This is a genomic window from Kitasatospora sp. NPDC004240 (assembly GCF_053603215.1).
This window is the reverse complement of the sequence record NZ_JBSGFD010000006.1, coordinates 1-16,076: the sequence shown is the minus strand read 5'-3', so window position 1 is coordinate 16,076 and position 16,076 is coordinate 1. Positions and strand designations below refer to the sequence as shown.

General features: G+C 75.0%; 9 protein-coding genes. 2 read left to right on the top strand and 7 right to left on the bottom strand.

All coding sequences use genetic code 11. The annotated features are described in order from the left end of the window. Positions 1–40: 40 nt before the first annotated feature. Entirely contained in the window at positions 41–703 is a 663-nt protein-coding gene (locus tag ACWEQL_RS02825; protein ID WP_452148346.1) for a PadR family transcriptional regulator, read from the bottom strand. Between the two features lie 125 nt (positions 704–828). On the opposite strand from ACWEQL_RS02825, the gene ACWEQL_RS02820 reads away from it, so the two are divergent. Beyond that, a complete protein-coding gene (locus ACWEQL_RS02820; RefSeq protein WP_452148345.1) occupies positions 829–1,800 on the top strand; it encodes an endonuclease/exonuclease/phosphatase family protein in 972 nt (323 codons plus the stop codon). A 27-nt stretch (positions 1,801–1,827) separates the two neighbouring features. On the opposite strand, the gene ACWEQL_RS02815 is transcribed toward ACWEQL_RS02820, so the two are convergent. The 4 genes from ACWEQL_RS02815 to ACWEQL_RS02800 form a co-directional block, all read right to left on the bottom strand. Beyond that, a complete protein-coding gene (locus ACWEQL_RS02815; RefSeq protein WP_452148344.1) occupies positions 1,828–3,027 on the bottom strand; it encodes a PP2C family protein-serine/threonine phosphatase in 1,200 nt (399 codons plus the stop codon). A 191-nt stretch (positions 3,028–3,218) separates the two neighbouring features. Next, positions 3,219–6,458 (bottom strand): UvrD-helicase domain-containing protein, encoded by a 3,240-nt coding sequence (locus ACWEQL_RS02810; RefSeq protein ID WP_452148343.1) that lies wholly within the window; start codon positions 6,456–6,458, stop codon positions 3,219–3,221. A gap of 110 nt (positions 6,459–6,568) precedes the next feature. Next, positions 6,569–9,919: an ATP-dependent helicase gene (locus ACWEQL_RS02805; protein ID WP_452148342.1), complete on the bottom strand. Its 3,351-nt coding sequence runs from the start codon at positions 9,917–9,919 to the stop codon at positions 6,569–6,571. 135 nt (positions 9,920–10,054) lie between these two features. Then, positions 10,055–10,408, bottom strand: a complete 354-nt coding sequence (locus ACWEQL_RS02800) for an MGMT family protein (protein ID WP_452148341.1) — start codon at positions 10,406–10,408, stop codon at positions 10,055–10,057. Between the two features lie 134 nt (positions 10,409–10,542). Here ACWEQL_RS02800 and ACWEQL_RS02795 point away from each other — a divergent pair, with 134 nt between their 5' ends. Continuing rightward, the gene (locus ACWEQL_RS02795; RefSeq protein WP_452148340.1) at positions 10,543–13,293 is read left to right on the top strand and encodes a flippase-like domain-containing protein; all 2,751 of its coding nucleotides are present in this window, start codon (positions 10,543–10,545) and stop codon (positions 13,291–13,293) included. Positions 13,294–13,358: 65 nt separating this feature from the next. On the opposite strand, the gene moeZ is transcribed toward ACWEQL_RS02795, so the two are convergent. Next, a complete protein-coding gene (gene moeZ / locus ACWEQL_RS02790) occupies positions 13,359–14,537 on the bottom strand; it encodes an adenylyltransferase/sulfurtransferase MoeZ (protein ID WP_452148339.1) in 1,179 nt (392 codons plus the stop codon). 276 nt (positions 14,538–14,813) lie between these two features. Further along, positions 14,814–15,824: an NAD-dependent epimerase/dehydratase family protein gene (locus ACWEQL_RS02785; protein WP_452148338.1), complete on the bottom strand. Its 1,011-nt coding sequence runs from the start codon at positions 15,822–15,824 to the stop codon at positions 14,814–14,816. Positions 15,825–16,076: the final 252 nt, after the last annotated feature.

Below are 16,076 nucleotides of genomic sequence, written 5' to 3'. Positions count from 1 at the left end.
GGGCTCGCGGGGAGCCTCGGTCGTGGTTCTGGTCCGGGTCTCAGGCCCGGGAGCGGCGGCGGGTCAGCCGTCCGACGCCTTTGCCCTTGGGGGCGTCCCCGGCGGTCCCGCCCGCGGCACGGGCCTCGGCGGCGCGGGCCTGGTCGATCTCGGCCTGCTGGGCGAGCCGGGTCTCGCAGTGGTCGAGCCAGCGGATCTCCGCCTCGGTCTGGAAGATCAGCTGCTCCAGGACGAGCAGCCAGGCGAGGTCGGAGCCGGCGTCACCGGTGCGGGCGGCGCCGGACCGGGGCTCCCCGGCGAGCGCGCGGCCCTTGAGCCGGGTGTAGTCCTGGAGCGCCTTGATGCTGTGCCGGCGCTGGCCCTGGACGACGGCGGGCACGTCCACCCCGGGGACGGTGACCGCCATCGCCAGCTTGATCGCCAGCTCGTCGCGCGGCGGGTTGGTCCGGGGCACCGGGGTGTCGAACCAGGCACGCAGTTCCGCGCGTCCCTCCGAGGTGATCTCGTAGAACTGGTGGCCCTCGGCGTCCTCGCCGGCCGGGCTCACCAGGCCGTCGCGGTCCAGGCGTGCCAGCGTGGTGTACACCTGCCCGACGTTGAGCGGCCAGGTCGAGCCGGTGCGGGCCTCGAACTCGGTGCGCAGCTGGTAGCCGTAGCGGGGGCCCTGGTCGAGCAGGGCGAGAAGACCGTGGCGGATGGACATACCGAGTATGTATACCGGGTATGCCCCGAGGGTCAAGCCGCGACCCCCCGCGTTGCCCTTCCGGCCCCCTCCCGGCCGTACTCCCGCCCCCGGGAACCACCGCCGAACGGGTACCGTCGTGCGGTGTGAGCCAGTTGCGCATCGCCACCTTCAACCTGTTGCACGGTCAGCCGCTCGCCGCGGACGGCAGCCCGGCCCCCTTCCCGCCCGACGCCGGGGACCCGCTGGCCGACGCGATCGCCGCCCTGGACGCCGACGTCCTGGCCCTCCAGGAGGTCGACCGCCACCAGGAGCGCTCCGGCGACACCGACCAGGCCGCCGTGGCCGCCAAGGCGATGGGCGCCGCCGACTGGCGCTTCGCCGCCGCGCTGCACGGCCGCCCCGCGCCGGTGGCCGGCTGGATCACCGACCCCTCGGTGAGCGGACTGCAGGTGTACGGCCCGGCCGAGATCGGCAGCGCCGCCGACCTGCCCTCGTACGGGACGGCTCTGCTCACCCGGCTGCCGGTGCGGCACTGGCGGGCCCGCCGGTTCGCCCCGGCGCCGTTCGGGCTGCCGCTGCGGGTGGCCGGGCGGCGCGGGCTGACGCCCGTGCCGGACGAGCCCCGGGCGGCGCTGGCCGCCGTGCTGGAGGGCGCGCACGGGCCGTTCACCGTGGTGGCGGCGCACCTGTCCTTCGTCCCCGGCTGGAACATCGCGCAGCTGGCCGCGATCCGCCGCTGGATCGCCGACCTGCCGCAGCCCTACCTGGTGCTGGGCGACTTCAACCTGATCGGCGCGGTGCCGCGGACGGTCCTGGGCTCGGCGACCGCGCTGGACCGCACCACGCCCCGGGTGAAGGTCCGCGAGCTGCGCACCGCCCGGCGGACCAGGCCCCGGCTCGCCGAGGCCCGCCGCCGCCGGGTGCGCGAGCCCCGGGCCCGGCTGCAGGGCTGGTACGACCTGGCGCGCACGCCCACGTACCCCTCGCACAAGCCGGCGGTGCAGTTCGACCACGTCCTGGCGATCGGCGTGCCCCGGACGGCCGTCGGCCCGGCCGGGGCCCCGCGCACCGGGGTGTCCGACCACCGCCCGCTGGTGGTCGAGGTGTCGCTCTGACGGCTCCCGGGGAGCCGGTCGAACGGCCTACCGGTGCGTCAGCTGACCGCTCTGGTGCGGGACCTGGGCCTGGGCCGTATGGGGCCCGGGCCCCAGAGGGTCGTACTGCAGCATCAGCATCGCCGCGTCGTCGCCGAGCTGGCGCCCGACGTGACGGACCACGTCCTCGTGCAGCCGGCGCAGCACGTCCACCGGGTGGCCGTCGGCGCAGGACGGGAGGCGCTCGGCGAGCGGGTAGAACTCTCCGGCCCGGTTGCGGGCCTCGATCACGCCGTCGGTGAAGAGCAGCACCCGGTCGCCCTGGCGCAGCGGCAGCCGCTGCACCGGGGGCCGCACGTCGGCCGGGTCGAGGACGCCCAGCGGCGGCACGGTCTCGGGGAGTTCGAGCGGCAGCGCGGCCTCGGCTCCGCGCAGCAGCAGCGGGGCGGGGTGGCCGCAGTTGACGATCTCGGCGGTGCCGTCCGGGCGCAGGCCGATCATCACCAGGGTGACGAACTCCTCCTCCACCCCGGGGTGGTCGTTCTCGTGCAGGGCCCGGTCGAGGCTGACGGCCAGCCAGCCGGCCACCCGGTCCAGCTCGGGCTCCTGGTGGGCGGCCTCGCGGAAGGCGCCGAGCACCGCGGCGGCGGTCTCCACCGCGCCGAGGCCCTTGCCGCGCACGTCCCCGACCACGGCCCGCACGCCGTGCCGGGTGTTGACCACCTCGTAGAGGTCGCCGCCGATCCTGGCGTGCGCGGCGGCGGCCTCGTAGTGGACGGCGGCGCGGACGGTGCCGACCCGCTCGGGCACCGGGCGCAGCAGCACCCGGCGGGCGATCGAGGCGACCAGCTGGGCATCGGCGAGCAGCTTCTCCTGACGCAGCCGCAGGGTGGCGCTCACCCAGCCGATCGCGGCGACCAGGACGATCGCGAAGACGGTGGCGCTGTGCACGGACTCGCCGAGCACGTCGTTGTGGAAGGCCATCAGGAAGGCCGCCGCCTCGGTGCAGGCGCCGATGGCGAGCGGGTACCAGGTGCGGCGGCTGACCACGGCGGCCAGCGCGGGAACGGCGGTGAGGGCGGGCTCGACGGTGACCGCCGCGTCGGTGAAGTAGTCGAGGACGACGACCAGCACCATGCCGAGGACCGGCAGCGTGAGCGCCGTCCTCGGCCAGGTGCCCGTCGCGCCCGGAGCGGCCCCCGGGGTCGGCCCGGCGAACCGCTCTCTGATCCATCCGGTCGCGCTCAACTTCGGTCTCTCCAGCAGAAGGCGCCGATGCCCGTGGGCACCTGCGGTGATGACTGAGGGTTGGGGAATGCGGGCCTCGCTGGCGGCCGGAGTACGGGGGTTGACCGGTTACCGACCCCACAATAGGCACGAAACGTGCACGACGCACAGGTTTGCGCAGGCGTCGTGATGACCTGGATGCTCTCCGTGACTCATTCTTCACTGTTCCCGATCAGGAGCCGTTCCAACTCTTTTCGGCCAGGAAGTCGGGCCGGTGTTTCGACCCGGCCGCTGCGCACGTACAGGAACGAGGCCGTGACCTGCTCCGGATCGACGCCCGCCTGCTCGGCCCAGGCGAGCCGGTAGACCGCGAGCTGGAGCGGATCGGCGGTCTCCTCGCGGTGCGTCTTCCAGTCCACCACCTCGTAGCGTGACGCGCCGCCGGATTCCGACCCGCCGTCACCCTCCCGGTAGACGGCGTCGATCCGGCCGCGCACCGCCCGTCCCGCCAGCACCAGCTGGAACGGCGCCTCGACCCGGTGCGGCGTGCGGTGCGCGTACGGGCCGCGCAGGAACGCCTCCTTGAGCCGCTCCAGGTCCTGCTCGTCCTCGATGCCGTCGTCGTCCGCGCCGGGCAGCGCGCCCGGCCCGAGCAGCAGCAGCGGCTCGATCCGCGACTGCACCCAGGCGTGGAAGCGGGTGCCCCGGCGGGCGGCCGGCTGCGGCGGGCGTGGCATCGGCCGGGCCAGGTCGTGCGCGAAGCCGTCCGGGTCGGCGGCCAGCCGCATCAGCTGGGTCGCGGACAGCGCGGCCGGCAACGGCACCTCCCGAACGCTCCGGCGCGAGCGCTCCAGCTCGCCGAGCAGCGCGGTCAGGTCGCGGTCCCAGGACTCCACCTGGCGGCGGTCCTCGGCGCCCATCGGCTCCGGCTCGGGGGCGGGCCGCCCGGCGAGGCGGTGCAGCACCACCTCGGCGACCCGGCGGCGGGCGAGCTGGGCGGCCGGGTCCAGCGGCAGCGGCCAGGGGTGTTCCACCGGGGCGGCCAGCGCCGGGTTCTCCGCACCGTCGATCGGCTTGTCGGCCCACCGCTCGACCTCGCCCGCGCCCGGGTGCGCCTCGGTGAAGGCCCGCAGCGCCTCCAGGAAACCGGAGGGCCCGCGCACGGTCTTCTGGCTCGGGCCCCACCAGTGGCCGGAGGCGAGCAGCAGCGAGCGCGGCCGGGTGAAGGCGACGTAGCCCAGGCGCAGCTCCTCGGTGGCGGAGTGCGCGGCGAGCTCCTTGCGGAAGGCGGTCATCGCCTTGGAGTCCCAGCCGCCGCGCACGTCCGGCAGGGTGGCCGCGTCGCCGCGCAGGGCGTGCGGCAGCACCCGCTTCACACCGGTCCAGCGCTCGCGGGCGGTGGAGGACGGGAAGGCGCCCCGGACCAGGCCGGGGACGGCGACGACGTCCCACTCCAGGCCCTTGGACTTGTGCGCGGTGAGCACCTTCACGGTGTCCTCGCCGCCGGGCAGGCTGCTGTCCAGGCCGCGCTCGTACTCCTGGGCGGCGCGTAGGAAGCCCAGGAAGGCGGACAGGCCCGGATCGCCGTCCAGGTCGGCGAAGGAGGCGGCGACGTCCAGGAAGGCGTGCAGGGTCTCCCGGCGGCGGGCGGCCAGCGCCTGCGGGGAGGCGGCCAGCTCGACCTCCAGGCCGGTGACCGTGAGCACCCGGTGCAGCACGTCCATCAGCGGCTCGGCGAGCGAACGGCGCAGCTCGCGGACCTCCCGGGCCAGCCGGGCGAAGCGCAGCCTGGCCTCGGCGGAGAACGGCAGCTCGTCGGGCTGCCCCGGCTCCAGGAAGGTCTCCAGGGCGTCGGCGAGCGAGATCACCTCGGTCGGGTCGGTCCCGGCGACCGCGGCGGCCAGCGCCTCCACGCCCTCGGGCCGGTCGGTGCGGACCAGCTCCGCGGCGCGCCGGCCGAGCAGGGCGAGGTCGCGCGGGCCGATCCGCCAGCGCGGGCCGATCAGCAGCCGCACCAGGGCGGCGTTGGCGGTCGGGTCCTGGAGCACCTCGCAGACCGCGACCAGGTCGGCCACCTCGGGCAGCTGGAGCAGCCCGCCCAGGCCCACCACCTCGACCGGCACCTCGCGGGCGACCAGCGCGGCGTGGATGTCGGGGAAGGCCGCTCCGCCGCGGCAGAGCACCGCGATCCGGCCGGGGGCGGTGCCGGTGCGCACCAGGTGGGCGATCGAGTCGGCCAGCCAGCCGATCTCCTCGGCGTGGGTGGGCAGCAGCGCGGCCCGGACGAAGCCCTCCTGCTCGGCGCCGGGGGCCGGGCGCAGCGCCTCGACGCCCTCGTGCATCGCGCGCAGCGGCGCGGCGAGCTCGTTGGCGAAGGCGAGCAGCCGGCCGCCGCTGCGGCGGTTCTCGCTGAGCGCGTAGCGGGCGGCGGGGGTGGCGTCGGCGCGGGGGAAGTGCCGCGGGAACTCGTCCAGGTTGGCGACGGAGGCGCCGCGCCAGCCGTAGATCGCCTGGCAGGGGTCGCCGACGGCGGTGACCGGGTGGCCGCCGCCGAGGCCGTCCGGGCCGGCGCCGAAGAGCCCGGCCAGCATCAGCCGCTGGGCGACCGAGGTGTCCTGGTACTCGTCGAGCAGGACCACCCGGTACTGGCCGCGCAGCAGCCCGCCCACCTCGGGGCGGCGCTGGGCGAGGCCGGCGGCGGCGGCTATCTGGTCGCCGAAGTCCATCAGCCCGGCCGCGCCCTTGCGCCGCCGGTACTCCTCGACCAGCCGCAGCAGCTCCAGCCGGGCCCGGGCGGTGCCGGGGACGGCCCGCAGGTCGTCGTTGCTCAGCTTCACGGTGGCGAGGGTGTCCAGCAGCTCCTCGTCGAAGGCGCGCAGGGTGTCCGGCTCGACCAGGTGCTCGGCGAGCTCGCCGTCCAGCGCGATGAGGTCGGCGACCAGGTTCGCGAAGGTGCCGGTCAGATAGGGGAACGGGCCGCGGGCCGAGCGCAGCACCTTGGCGGCGAGCTGGAAGCGGGTGGCGTCGGCGAGCAGCCGCACATCGGGCTCGATGCCGATCCGCAGGCCGTGCTCCTTGAGCAGCCGGCCGGCGAAGGCGTGGTACGTGGAGATCTCCGGCTCGCCGAGCGGCTCCTCGTCCGGACCGGCGACGCTCCCCCGGTCGTCGGCGGGCGGTTCCCCCAGGGCGCGCAGGGCGGTGCGCACGCGCTCGGCGAGCTCGCCGGCCGCCTTGTTGGTGAAGGTGAGGCCGAGCACCTCCTCGGGCCGCACCGCCCCGGAGCCGACCAGCCAGACCACCCGGGCCGCCATCACCGTGGTCTTGCCGGAGCCCGCGCCGGCCACGATGACGGCCGGTTCGAGGGGGGCGCCGATCGCCGCCATCTGCTCCCGGTTGAACGGGATGCCCAACAGGTCCTTGAGCTGGTCGGGATGGCGGAGCACGGCTGTCACCCCGCAACGTTAGCGGGGAGCGCCGACAGGCCGGGCGCCCTTCCGGGGTGACCCTCGCTACTCGCCCTCGCCTCGCCCTCGCCGCCCGCTCCCCCGGCCGCCCGGCGCCCCTACTCGACGAGCTGGGCCCCGTCCCGCTGGGCCGAGCAGCTGCGACGGAAGCCGCAGCGGTCGCAGCCGCCGCCGGTGCTCGGCACGAAGCGCTCGGCGATCACCTTGCCGGCCGCCTCGGCCAGCAGGTTCTCGATCCAGGGCTCGCCGGCCGGGGCCTGCTGCTGCACCTTGGGGGCGTCCGGCTCCCGCTTGGACGGCTCGCGCAGGTGCACCAGCTCGGCGCCGCCCGGCTCCGGGGGCCCGCCGGCGAACCCGGGCAGCTCGTTGAGCGCGCCGGACCGTACGGCCAGCTGGTAGACGGCCAGCTGCTTGTGCTCGGGCAGCGACTTGTCGGTGGGGATCTGCTTGCCGGTCTTGAAGTCGACCACGTACGCGCGCCCGGCCTCGTCCTTCTCCACCCGGTCCATCGAGCCTCGGATGCGCACCGACACCCCGCCGACCTCCAGGGTGAGGTCGAAGCCGTGCTCGGTGGCGACCACGTCGCGGCCGCGCTCCAGGACGTGCCAGTTGAGGAAGCGCTCCAGGGCCGCGCGGGCCTCGGTCTTCTCCTGGTGGGACTTCCAGGGCGCGTCGAAGGCCAGCGCGTCCCAGACCGTGTCGAGGCGCTCCATGAGCACCGCGAGGTCGGCCGGGGTGCGGCCGGAGCCGACCTCGTCGGCGAGCGCGTGCACCACGTTGCCGAAGCCCTGGGCGGCGGAGCCGGCGGCCCGCGCCTGCACCTCCTTGTCCAGGAACCACTGGAGGGAGCAGTTCTCCAGCTGCTCCAGGCCGCTGCCGGAGAGCCGGACCGGCAGGTCGGCGGGGCGCAGCGGCTCGGACGCGGCGGTCGGGTCGTCCATGCCCCACCAGCGGCCGGGGTGGGCGGCGGGCACCAGCGGCAGCCCGTCCTCGTCGACGGCGGCGGCCAGCGTGGCGAGCCGTTCGGCGGCGGCCCGGCGCAGCTCCGGCGAGCGGGACGGGTCGACGGTGACCGCGCGCAGCTCGGCGACCAGCGCGGGCACCGACAGCGGGCGGCGCGGGCGGTGGGTGACGTCCTCGACGGTGACCGGCGGGGTGCGGCGCACCACCCGACCGGTGCGGCTGTCGGCCTCCTCGCGGTAGAGCTCGCGCAGGAACCGGGAGGGCTCGTCGCCGTCGTCGGCGGGGGCCTTGACCGCGGTGACGATCAGGCGCTCCTTGGCGCGGGTGGCGGCGACGTAGAACAGCCGGCGCTCCTCGCCGAGCAGGGCGCCCGGGGAGAGCGGCTCGGCGAGGCCGTCGCGGCCGATCCGGTCGGCCTCCAGCAGCGAGCCTCGGCGGCGCAGGTCCGGCCAGAGGCCCTCCTGGACCCCGGCGACGACCACCACCCGCCACTCCAGGCCCTTGGAGCGGTGCGCGGTCATCAGCCGGACGGCCTCCGGGCGTACCGCGCGGACGGTCAGGGTGTCGGCGGCGATGTCCTGCGCCTCCAGCTCGGCGAGCAGGTCCAGGGCGCTGCGGTGGCCGGTGACCTGTTCCTCGGCGCGGGCGGCGGTCTCGAACAGGGCGCACAGCGCGTCCAGGTCACGGTCGGCGTTGCGGCCGGCCGCGCCGCCGCGCAGGGCGGAACGCTCCAGGCGCTCGCGCCAGCGCCGGCTGCCGTCCCACAGCTCCCACAGCGCCTCCTCGGCGGTGCCGCCGCCGGCCAGCAGGTCGGTGACCTTGCGCAGCAGCACGCCGAGGTCGAAGGCGCGGCGGGCGTACGCGGGGTCGAGGGCGACCAGCCGCTCGGGCTCGGCCAGCGCCTCGCGGATCAGCTCCTCGGCGGGGCGCGGGGCGGCGCCGGGCCGGCCGTCGACGCGCAGCGCGGCGCGTTCCTCCTCGCGCAGGGCGCGGCCCAGACGCCGCAGGTCGGAGCCGTCCAGTCCGCCGAGCGGGCCGGTGAGCAGGGCGTGGGCGAGCTCGGTGGTGAGCGGGTCCGGGGTGTCGTCCACCCGGCCGCCGGAGGTGTGGCGGCCGCGCAGCGCCCGCTCGGCGCAGACCCGCAGGGCGAGCAGCAGCTGGGCGACGGCGGGCTCCTCGCGCAGCGGCAGGTCGTCGCCGTCGATCTCCAGCGGGACGCCGGCCGCGCTGAGCGCCCGCCGCACACCGGGGATGGAGCGGGCGCCGGCCCGGACCAGGACGGCCATCTCGCCCCACGGGACGCCGTCCTCCAGGTGGGCGCGGCGCAGCAGGTCGGCGATGGAGTCCAGCTCGGTGCCGGGGGTGGGGTAGGTGTAGACCTCGACCCGGCCGCCCTCGCGGGACGGCAGCAGGGCGCGGTGCTGGGCGAGCTTGTCGGCGGGCAGCCGGCCCATCGGCATCCGCCGGGCGAGTTCCCGGGAGGCGGCGAGCAGGACGGCGCCGGAGCGGCGGGAGACCCGCAGCACCCTGACCTCGGCGGGGCTGCCGTCGGCCTGCCGGAAGGTGTGCGGGAACTCCAGGATGCCGTTGATGTCGGCGCCGCGGAACGCGTAGATGGACTGGTCGGGGTCGCCGACCGCGACGAGGTCCCGGCCGCCGCCCGCCAGCCGGCGCAGCAGCCGCACCTGGGAGGGGTCGGTGTCCTGGTACTCGTCGACGAAGACCACCTCGTAGCGGCGGGCCAGCTCCGCCCCCACCTCGGGCCGCTCGGCGAGCAGCACGGCCCGGTGGACGAGCTCCGCGTAGTCGAGGACGCCGCGCAGGTCGAGCACGTCCAGGTAGTCGGCGAGGAAGTGCGCGGCGGCGGCCCAGTCGGGGCGCTGGACGCCCTCGGCGAAGCGCTCCAGCTCGGCCTCGCCGAGACCCAGCTCACGGCTGCGGGCGAGCACCGCGCGGACCTCGTCGGCGAAGCCGCGGGTGGTCAGGCAGGCCCGCAGGTCGAGCGGCCAGTCGATGCGGCCGGCGCCGGCCCTGGCGTCCTCGGCGCCGCCGGCCAGCAGCTCGCGGACCATCACGTCCTGCTCGGGGCCGGAGAGCAGCCGCAGCGGCTCGGCGTAGTCGGCCGGGTCCTGGTGGGCGCGCAGGAGGGCGTAACTGAAGGAGTGGAAGGTCGTCACCTGCGGTGACTGGAACGCAGCGGCCTGCGGGGCGGCGGCCGAGGCGCCGAGCCGGCCGGACATCCGGTCGCGCAGTTCCATCGCGGCCTTGCGGCTGAAGGTGAGGACCAGGATCCGCTCGGGGTCGGTGCCCCGCTCGATCCGCCGGGCCACCGCCTCCACCAGCGTGGTGGTCTTCCCGGTGCCGGGGCCGGCGAGCACCAGCAGCGGGCCCCGGGCGTGGTCGACCACGGCACGCTGGTACTCGTCCAGCACGGGCGGCACGGGCTGCGCGAGGGGGCTGCGCACCAGTCGGTAGGGGGAGCTCACGGACGTCCTGGGGTAGTGCTGCGGGCAACGGCGGGGCGGGCCCTGCCGGGGGCCCGCCCGGATCGAGCCTACGATCCTGCCCCGTCATTCCCGTCCGCGCACCCGTTTCGGCGGAATCCGCGCGGGGAATCACACTCAGTCCGGCTCCCCGTCCCAGCGGGCCAGCCGGAGGTCCACCCTGGGCGGGTGGTCGGCGCGCTCGCGCAGCGGCGTGCCCTCCTCGCGGTAGCGGGAGAGGGCGCGGTGCTCGTGGCCGGGGAGCAGGGCGCCGTCCGCGCGGATCACCCGCCACCAGGGCACCGCGCCGCCGTACAGTGCCATCACCCGGCCCACCTGGCGCGGGCCGCCCTGGCCGAGGTACTCGGCGACGTCCCCGTAGGTCATCACCCGCCCGGGTGGAATCCGCTCGGTCAGGTCGAGCACCAGTTCGGCGAAGGGGGGCAGGATGCCCCGGCCGCCGTCGTCGTCAGCGTCCGTCACCTGCGGCATTCTTCCCCATCCGGCCGAGCGCGGGGTTCCGTACGAACGATCCGCCGCGCCCGATGCGCCCCCTGTCCAGCACGGGGCGTCGCGGCATGCCACCATCTTCGGGGCGGTGAGTGGTGATACGAGGACAAGACCAGATGACCGGGACGGCTGACGTGGGCGTGGACGAGGGCTCCGACGAGTCCGCCTCCGCCGTACCCGCGGCCCCCGGCGGTGGCACCGTCCCGTCGCCCGCGCCGGAGCAGGAGCCGGCGCCGACCCCGGAAGTCTCCCTGACCAAGGACCGGACGATCAAGACTCCGCAACCGACCCGACCCGAGGCCGGGACACCCGTCCCGCCCGCCGTGCCCGCACAGGTTCCGGCGAGCGTACCCGCCGGGAAGGCCCCGACCCCGTCCGACCCGCTGGACGACGCGCCGCACCTGGACGTCGACGAGCCGCTGCTCGCCGCCCGCGCGCACCGCCCGTCCGACCTGCTCCGGTTCATCACCGGGGTGTTCGGCATAGTCGCCGTGTTCGTCCTCGCCGGTGTGGCCACCTCGACCACCACCGGCATCGAGGTGGACATCGCGGCCAACGCCCCCAGCTTCTCCCCGGTCCTGTCCACCCTGGCCGGCCTGGCCTCCAGCGTCGCGGTCCTCGCCGTCCCGCTCGCCTTCGCGGTCGAGCGGCTGATCAAACGGGACGGCCTGCGGGTCGCCGACGGCGTGCTCGCCTCGGTCCTCGCGTACGGCGTCTCGCTGGGCATCGACTGGTGGGTCGCCGAGGGCGCCTCCGACCACATCCGGGACGCCCTGACCAGGTTCCCGCTGGAGAGCAACGGCACCCTCACCGACCCGGTGCACGGCTACCTGGCCCCGGTGATCGCCTACATGACCGCGGTCGGCATGTCGAGCCGCCCGCGCTGGCGGGTCGCCCTCTGGGTGGTGGTGATCTTCAGCGGGGTCACCGAGCTGTTCAGCGGCTACACCACCCCGCTGTCGCTGCTGCTCACCGTACTGATCGGCTGGTCCGTCGCGTACGGCACGCTCTACGCCATCGGCTCGCCGAACATCCGGCCCACCGGCCAGCACCTGATGATCGGCCTGCGCAAGGTCGGCTTCACCCCGGCCAGCGCCCACCGCGCCCCCGACGCCCCCGGCGGCACCCGCCGCTACTACGTCGCCCAGCAGAGCGGCCCCCCGCTGGACGTCCACATCGTCGACCGCGAGCAGCAGGCCTCCGGCTTCTTCTACCGTGCCTGGCGGCGGCTGCGGCTGCGCTCGGTCGCCGTCCGCCGCAGCCCCCAGTCACTGCGCCAGGCCCTGGAGCAGGAGGCCCTGATCGCGTACGCGGCGGCCGCCTCCGGGGCCCGCGCCCCCCAGCTGGTCGCCACCTCCGAGCTGGGCCCGGACGCCGCGATCCTGGTGTACGAGAACGTCGAGGGCCGCACCCTGGACGAGCTCGCCGACGAGGAGGTCACCGACCGGGTGATGGCCTCGCTCTGGGAGTCGGTGGCCGCCCTGCACGAGCGCCGGATCGCCCACCGCCGGCTCACCGGCGAGTCGCTGCTGGTCGTCGACGGCAAGGACGGCTGCCTGGTCAACCTGTCCGGCGGCGACATCGCGGCCACCGATCTGACCCTGCGCATCGACGTCGCCCAGCTGCTCACCACCTTCGCGCTGCGGATCGGCCCGGACCGGGCCGTCGCCGTGGCCAACCACGTGCTCGGCGCCGAGCGGGTCGCCGCCGCGCTGCCTCTGCTGCAGCCGGTCGGGATGAGCCGCTCCACCCGCGTCGACCTCAGGAAGCTCACCAAGGAGCGCAAGACCGCCGCGCAGGCCCGCGCGCTGGAGCAGGTCGCCGCCGGCGAGCGCACCCAGCAACAGGCCGAGGAGGACATCGCGGTCGCCGGCGAGGACCTGCTGAGCCGCATCCGCGGCCAGATCCTGCGGATCGCCCCCGAGGCGCCGATGGAGCCGGCCAAGCTGGAACGGCTCAAGCCGAAGTCCCTGATCATGGTCATCGCGCTGACCTTCGCCGCCTACCTCGCGCTGACCACCATCAATCCGGCCCAGCTCAAGCTCGCCCAGATGGACTGGGCCTGGGCGACCGTGGCGCTGGCCGCCGCCGCGTTCAGCTACATCGCCGCCTCGATGAGCCTGACCGGCTTCGTCCCGGAGAAGCTGCCGTTCCGGCGCACCGTCGCCGCCCAGCTGGCCGGTTCCTTCGTCAAGCTGGTCGCGCCCGCCGCGATCGGCGGCATCGCGCTCAACACCCGCTACCTGCAGAAGGCCGGCATCCGCCCCGGCCAGGCGGTCGCCTCGGTGGGCGCCTCCCAGCTGGCGGGCCTGGCCGGGCACCTGCTGCTGCTGTTCAGCTTCGGTCTGATCACCGGCAGCCAGACCAACGGCGACCTCTCCGCCTCCCGCGCGGTGATCATCGGGGTGCTGAGCGCCGCCGTGCTGGCCCTGGTGGTCGCGGCGGTCGCGCCGCTGCGGCGGTTCGTGCTGAACCGGCTGCGCTCGCTGTTCTTCGGCGTGGTGCCCCGGATGCTCGACCTGATGCAGACGCCCAGCAAGCTGATCACCGGCTTCGGCGGCATCCTGCTGCTGACCCTCTCCTTCACCGCCTGCCTGGACGCCTCGGTGCAGGCCTTCGGCGGCGACATCAGCTTCTCCGCGGTCGCGGTGGTCTTCCTGACCGCCAACGCGGCCGGCTCCGCGATCCCCACCCCCGGCGGCATCGGCCCGGTCGAGGTGGCCCTGATCGGCGCGCTCACCGTCGCCGACGTGCCGCCGACCATCGCCACCCCGGCGGTCTTCCTCTACCGCGCGCTGACCTTCTGGCTGCCGGTGCTGCCGGGCTGGATCTCCTACAACGTGCTCCAGCGCAAGGGCGCGCTCTAGGCCCGGGTACGCGGAAGGGGCCCGCCGGAGCGGGCCCCTTCCGATGCACACCGGTACGGCGTCGGTCAGTACACCGGCTTGTGCGGCTCGATCTGGCTGACCCAGCCGAGCACGCCGCCGCCCAGGTGGACGGCGTTGGCGAAGCCGGCCGACTTCACCACGGCGAGCACCTCCGCCGAGCGCACGCCCGACTTGCAGTGCAGCACGATCTTCCGGTCCTGCGGCAGCGACTCCAGGGCGCTGCCCATCAGGAACTCGTTCTTCGGGATCAGCACGGCGCCCGGGATGTTGACGATCTCGTACTCACCCGGCTCACGGACGTCGACGAGGTAGATCTCCTCCTCGTCGTCCTGCCACTGCTTGAGCTGCTTCGAGGTGATCGTCGAACCGGCGGCGGCGGCCTGCGCCTCCTCCGACACGACGCCGCAGAAGGCCTCGTAGTCGATCAGCTCGGTGACCGTCGGGTTCTCCCCGCAGACCGCGCAGTTCGGGTCCTTGCGGACCTTGACCTGGCGGTAGTTCATCTCCAGGGCGTCGTAGATCATCAGCCGGCCGACCAGCGGGTCGCCCACGCCGGCCAGCAGCTTGATGGCCTCGGTGACCTGGATCGAACCGATGGACGCGCAGAGCACGCCCAGCACGCCGCCCTCGGCGCAGGACGGGACCATGCCCGGCGGCGGGGCCTCCGGGTAGAGGCAGCGGTAGCAGGGGCCGTGCTCGGCCCAGAAGACGCTGGCCTGGCCGTCGAAGCGGTAGATCGAGCCCCACACGTACGGCTTGCCGAGCAGCACCGCGGCGTCGTTCACCAGGTAGCGGGTGGCGAAGTTGTCCGTGCCGTCCACGATCAGGTCGTAGCCGGAGAAGATCTCCATGACGTTGGAGTTGTCGAGGCGCTCCTCGTGGAGGATCACGTCGACGTACGGGTTGATCTCCTTGACGGAGTCGCGCGCGGACTCGCCCTTGGACCGGCCCACGTCCGACTGGCCGTGGATGATCTGCCGCTGGAGGTTGGACTCGTCGACCACGTCGAACTCGACGATGCCCAGCGTGCCGACACCGGCCGCCGCCAGGTACATCAGCGCCGGCGAGCCCAGGCCGCCGGCGCCGACGCACAGCACCTTGGCGTTCTTCAGCCGCTTCTGCCCGGCCATGCCCACGTCGGGGATGATCAGGTGGCGGGAGTACCTGCGGACCTCGTCGACGGTGAGCTCGTCGGCCGGCTCGACCAGGGGTGGCAGCGACACGGGGACTCCGTTGCTCGTCGGTTCAGGTTTGGCCGGGGCCAACCTCTGGGGGCATGGTGCGACGCCACCGGGGTGGCTCCACTACGCCAACAGTGTCATGCCGCCCCGGTATTCCGAGACAGCCCGTCCGATGGGCGAGACGGGCGGCATCGGATCGTGGGACCGCGCACGGCCCCGGTGGCGGACGGCCCCGACCGCCCGCCACCCCGTTCGCCGCCGGGCCCCCGCGGGCCCGCCGGGGCCGCACCGGCACTCCCCAGGCCGCCCGCCCGGCGCTCAGACCCGGCAGGCCGTCTCCAGCCAGACGTCCCCCAGCGACTCCTCCAGCGGCACCTGTGTCCGCCAGCCGAGACGGTCACGGGCGGTCCGCACGTCCGCCTGCCGCCACGGCACCGGCTCCGGCACCGCGGTCCGCCCCTCCCCCGCCCGGCCCTCCGCCGGGCGGTGGCCGGGCAGGGGGTGCGCCGCCTGGTGGAGCAGCGGGTGCGGCGGGTGGTCGCCCGCCCCGCCGGTCTGCGAGGGCAGCAGGACCTGCCGGTTCTCCTCCACGATCGTCCCCTCGAAGCCCGAGGCGCGAACCAGCAGCTGGGCCGCGTCCCGGGCCCGGACGGCGTGACCGCTGCCGATGTTGATCACCCCGGTGGCCGCCGAGACCGCGGCCGCCTGGATCGCCCGCGCGACGTCCCGCACATCCACGAAATCCCGGTATCCGGACAGGTCCGGCATCCGCACCTGGGCCTCGTCCCGCTCCAGCGCCCGCCGCAGCCCCTCCGACAGCCGGCCGAACAGCGAGGCGGTCGGCGACCCCGGGCCCACCACGTCGAAGACCCGCAGCACCGCCGCGTCCAGCCCCGAGGCCAGCACCAGCTCCGTCCCGGCCAGCTTCGACACCCCGTACGGGCCCACCGGGCGCGGCTCGGCGCTCTCCGTCACCGGCACCCCGCCGGGCACCGGCCCGTACTCCGCCGCCGATCCCACGTGCACCAGCCGGGCCGGCTCCCGGCTGCGCCGGATCGCCTCGCAGACGGTCGCCACGGCCAGCGTGTTCGCCCGGATCAGCGTGCGCGAGCTGCCGTACGTGGCACCGGCACAGTTGATCACCACCTGGGGCGCGACCGCGTCCAGGAACCGGGCCAGCGCGCCCGGGCTGCCCGCGGTCAGGTCGAAGCGGATGTCGGCCGAGTCGCGCCGGCCGAGCACCGTCACCTGCAACTCCTGGTCGACGAGCAGACGATCGGTGACCCGGCGGCCGATGAAGCCGTCGGCGCCCAGCAGCAGCACCCTCATCGGGGGTGTCCTTCCACGAAGCCAGGCCCGGCCGGGCCTGGCGGACAGATGAACGACAGGGAGGAGCGAGAGTCAGCGGTGCGCACCGGCCCGGCCGAGCGCCACCCACGCGTGGCAGGCGGCGACGAGCGCCACCGCGCCGAGGCCAGGCAGCACACCGGACGGCGGTACGTCCGCCGCGGCGGCGGCCACTTCACCACAATCGGCTCGGCATCAGGTCTCAGACTATGTGAACGGCGGATTTGCCTACCG

Excerpts from the sequence above, each read along its gene's own strand:
- ACWEQL_RS02795 (WP_452148340.1), top strand. The coding sequence starts at position 10,543 with ATGACCGGGACGGCTGACGTGGGCGTGGACGAGGGCTCCGACGAGTCC.
- ACWEQL_RS02825 (WP_452148346.1), bottom strand. The coding sequence starts at position 703 with ATGTCCATCCGCCACGGTCTTCTCGCCCTGCTCGACCAGGGCCCCCGC.
- ACWEQL_RS02800 (WP_452148341.1), bottom strand. The coding sequence starts at position 10,408 with ATGCCGCAGGTGACGGACGCTGACGACGACGGCGGCCGGGGCATCCTG.
- ACWEQL_RS02785 (WP_452148338.1), bottom strand. The coding sequence starts at position 15,824 with ATGAGGGTGCTGCTGCTGGGCGCCGACGGCTTCATCGGCCGCCGGGTC.